At 61.1% G+C, this 3,216-nt stretch carries 4 protein-coding genes and 2 pseudogenes; 2 read left to right on the plus strand and 4 right to left on the minus strand.

Annotated features, from left to right (window positions below; all coding sequences use genetic code 11):
* Positions 1-293: 293 nt before the first annotated feature.
* Together EOA32_RS35320 and EOA32_RS40860 are read right to left on the minus strand one after the other, a co-directional pair.
* Positions 294-1,313 (minus strand): IS66 family transposase, encoded by a 1,020-nt coding sequence (locus EOA32_RS35320; RefSeq protein WP_128374158.1) that lies wholly within the window; start codon positions 1,311-1,313, stop codon positions 294-296.
* Positions 1,307-1,672, minus strand: a complete 366-nt coding sequence (locus tag EOA32_RS40860; RefSeq protein WP_128374159.1) for an IS66 family transposase zinc-finger binding domain-containing protein — start codon at positions 1,670-1,672, stop codon at positions 1,307-1,309. Before EOA32_RS40860 ends, EOA32_RS35320 begins: the two co-directional genes overlap by 7 nt.
* On the opposite strand from EOA32_RS40860, the pseudogene EOA32_RS40410 reads away from it, so the two are divergent.
* Positions 1,668-1,895 (plus strand): annotated as a pseudogene (locus EOA32_RS40410) (transposase); the annotation flags it as partial. The gene EOA32_RS40860 and the pseudogene EOA32_RS40410 overlap by 5 nt on opposite strands.
* Here the strand turns inward: EOA32_RS40410 and EOA32_RS35335 are convergent.
* A complete protein-coding gene (locus EOA32_RS35335; RefSeq protein ID WP_128374161.1) occupies positions 1,855-2,511 on the minus strand; it encodes an IS3 family transposase in 657 nt (218 codons plus the stop codon). The pseudogene EOA32_RS40410 and the gene EOA32_RS35335 overlap by 41 nt on opposite strands.
* On the minus strand, positions 2,508-2,930 hold the full coding sequence (locus tag EOA32_RS35340; protein WP_128374162.1) for a helix-turn-helix domain-containing protein: 423 nt from the start codon (positions 2,928-2,930) through the stop codon (positions 2,508-2,510). Before EOA32_RS35340 ends, EOA32_RS35335 begins: the two co-directional genes overlap by 4 nt.
* 70 nt (positions 2,931-3,000) lie before the next feature.
* On the opposite strand from EOA32_RS35340, the pseudogene EOA32_RS35345 reads away from it, so the two are divergent.
* Positions 3,001-3,216, plus strand: a pseudogene (locus EOA32_RS35345) (IS21 family transposase); the annotation flags it as partial.

A 3,216-nucleotide genomic window follows, 5' to 3' on the forward strand; every position in this document is an offset into this window, starting at 1 on the left:
GGATGAGGATCGGCAGCAGCAGGGCGTGCTCAATTGTATTGGGCGAGAGCAATCGCGACCAGGCGAGCACCCGAAGCTTCATAACGGTATAGAAGCCAACCCATTCTTCGGAAGGCATAGAGACCGGCCCGGCGACGACCGCGGCCACGGCGCCGTCGAGCATCGAGAGGGAACTTGCCTTGGGGCGACGAAGCGTCGCCGACTGCTCTCGCTTATCCAGCCAATGTCCGAGCTTCTCGAGGACATCGCGTAGTCGGCCATGGTGGTCTTGGCGGGCCTGCGCTCGTGTCTGGTCATGCAGCGGCTCTTTCGACTTCGCGTGCCGCTTTCCAGTTCCAAACCAGGAGCTTGTGGAGTTGATCGTTCGTCGTGGCGCCGCTGACCATGCGCTCGAGAACGTCGGTGAGATAGGCTTCGGGATCGACGCCGTTCAACTTGGGCGAGTTGAGCAGCGAAGCCAGGATCGCCCAAGTCTGTCCACCGCCTTCGTCACCACTGAACAGACTATTCTTTTTTCCGATTGCTATAGTCGAATTGATCTCCACGGCGTTCGTGTCTGGCTCCAACCGCCCGTCAGCCGTTAGTCCGTCCCAGCGTTCGAGCGTATAATCGATCGCCTTGATCAGCGTCGACTGGCGAGAGACACCGGCCTTCACGGCTTTGAGACGCGCCTTCAAAGCCTCCATCAGCGGCTTCGTTTCCGCCTGGCGCACAGCTCGGCGCCTGTCAGCACTCAAGCCGCGGATGCGCTCCTCGATCGCATACACCGCGCCGATGCGCTCGATGACCTCCCTGGCCAAGGGCGAGTTCGTCGTCTTGTGGACCTTCACTAAGTTGCGGCGTGCATGGACCAGACAATACGCCAGGCGGATCTTGCCCGACGATTTGGCTCCTTCCGCCAACGACGTATAGGCAGCATAGCCGTCAACTTGCAGCACGCCCTTGAACCTGGTCTCCTTTTTGCCACGGCCACCCGCAAAGACGTAAGCGACCGCCGGCGGCGCCGGCCCTTTCCAGGGTCGGTCGTCCGTCGCATGCGCCCAGAACTGGCAGGTCCGTGTTCGACCCCGGCCTGGATCAAGCACCGGCATTGGCGTTTCATCGCAGAACAGACGCTCGAAGCCATGCATCGTCTTCAGCTGCAGTTCATAAAGGCCCTTGGCCATCTGCGCGGCACTCTTCATCCAGCGCGAAAGCGTCTGCCGGTCAACCTCCACGCCCCAGCCCGCCAGTATCCGGGATTGACGATAGAGCGTCGACTGCCAGGCGTATTTCGCCGCGGCGACATGCGCGACCAGCGCCGTGGTCACCATGCCGCCCTCGATGAGCCGAGCCGGTGCTTTCGCCTAGACGACCGCTTCCTCGCAAACTCGGCAAGCGTATTTGGGCGGATTGTCCGCAACACGCGCAATAGCGCAGGAACCCGGTCAAGTGCTTCGGCGACGTCCTCTCCGATCCGACGCATTTGCGCCATGCAGCATGGGCACAGCGTCGAGGATGGTTCAATCACCTGCTCGTGGCGGGGCAGATGCGCGGGTAGTGCTCCAATGTTGCGCCGGGCCTTTGTACGCTTGCTCCCCGCCGTGCCCGGTGCCGTATCGTCGTTGGCCGCAGTCGGCGCAGCAGCGTCCTCGCCTCCCAGGCCAAGCGCCAGTTGCTCGGCACATATCATTCCAAAGCAACATTCCTCCGGTGGCAAAGACAGAATGGGAGGAATCTCGAAGATGGGAGATCGCTATTTACGGCATCTCATCGTAGTCGGCGCCACGGCGGTCATCCGATACACGCGGCGAAAAGCGACGACCGTCAGCACCTGGGCGAACCAGTTGCTCGAGCGTAAGCCAGCACGGCTGGTCACAGTCGCTGTCGCCAACAAGGTAGCGCCGATCGCCTGGGTGCAGATTCCGACGATTTACCGGACGGCATTCCGATCAAAAGCCTTCCGCGATCGGAATGGTGGACGAGACCCCCAGGAGCAGGCCGGCGATCGGTGATGGCCATCTCGAGGGCCGCAATGGCAAGGCTTGCTCTGAGATGCGTATCCAACGCCCACCCGATCACCCTGCGGCTAAAGGCGTCAAGCACAACGGCAAGGAAAGCAAACTCCTCAGCCAGATGCAGGAAGGTGATATCGGCAACCCATAGCTGGTTGACCCCACTGAGGATCATGCCCCTGGCAAGGTTCGGCACGACTTGCCAACCGTGCCTCGAGTTCGTCGTTGCAGGAACAAAGGGCCGCGCGCGCAGGCACAGCAGATTGTCTTCACGCATGATGCGTAGAACGCACTTGTGATTGACTTGCCATCCCTCCCGACGCAACAGGGCTCCAATCCGGCGGTAACCGTAGTGCGCGTTGCCGAGAGCCAACTTTTGAATGAGATCTCGCAAACCTGTCTCGGCCTGACGAGGGGCCGAGTCTAGCCAGTGACGGTAATAACTCGCGCGGCTGATACCAGCGAGCCAGCACATTCGATCGATGTTGAATTCGCCTTGCGACAGGCCGGTCGTCATCTTTTCGATGACTTTGAAGATCCCGTTTCGCCAGGAGCGCTGCTCCGGCGCTGATCTTCCTCGAAGTGCCGCAAGGCTTCGCGAAAAAAATCGAGATCGAGCTGCTGTTGCCCGACTTTCTGCTCTAATTCCTTGATCCGGCGCCTGGCCTTAGTCAGAGCCTTTTCCTGAGGCGCCGGCGGATCGACTGCGCTCTGCAATGGCAAGTCCCCGTCAACTCCTCCCGCCACTCTCGCCGGCCGGCCGCGCCGACGTGACTTCAGGTTACCACGAAGCCTGAGATGATCGCGCCACTCGTAAAGACGTTGGCGGCTGATGCCGACCTCATCTGCCAATTTGGTGACGGCTTCGCCCGCCTCCATGCGCTGGAGAAGCTCCCGCTTTTGGTCCCCGTGAATGATTCTTTGCCGCCTGGCCATGCCCCAGTTTCCTCTCTTTGCGGGGAAACTGTCCGCGATTTTCCTTGTCTCAGTCTGGGGGTGCACTCCAATCAGCAAGACGACAGTATCGACCTATTTGCTGCGGGCGCGGGAGGCCGGGCTGTCATGCTGGCCTCTGCCGCCGGGCCACGACGACGCGACACTTGAGCGGCTGCTGTTTGGCCGTGCCGGTCGCCCGCCGCAAGATCTGAGCGAACCGGACTTTGCGCTGATTGCCAGGGAGCTGAAGCGCAAAGGGGTGACGCTGACGCTGTTGTGGCAGGAG

The sequence above is a fragment of the Mesorhizobium sp. M1A.F.Ca.ET.072.01.1.1 genome (assembly GCF_004023325.1).
GTDB lineage: Bacteria > Pseudomonadota > Alphaproteobacteria > Rhizobiales > Rhizobiaceae > Mesorhizobium.

Excerpts from the sequence above, each read along its gene's own strand:
- EOA32_RS35320 (WP_128374158.1), bottom strand. The coding sequence starts at position 1,313 with ATGGTGACCACGGCGCTGGTCGCGCATGTCGCCGCGGCGAAATACGCC.
- EOA32_RS40860 (WP_128374159.1), bottom strand. The coding sequence starts at position 1,672 with ATGATATGTGCCGAGCAACTGGCGCTTGGCCTGGGAGGCGAGGACGCT.
- EOA32_RS35335 (WP_128374161.1), bottom strand. The coding sequence starts at position 2,511 with ATGACGACCGGCCTGTCGCAAGGCGAATTCAACATCGATCGAATGTGC.
- EOA32_RS35340 (WP_128374162.1), bottom strand. The coding sequence starts at position 2,930 with ATGGCCAGGCGGCAAAGAATCATTCACGGGGACCAAAAGCGGGAGCTT.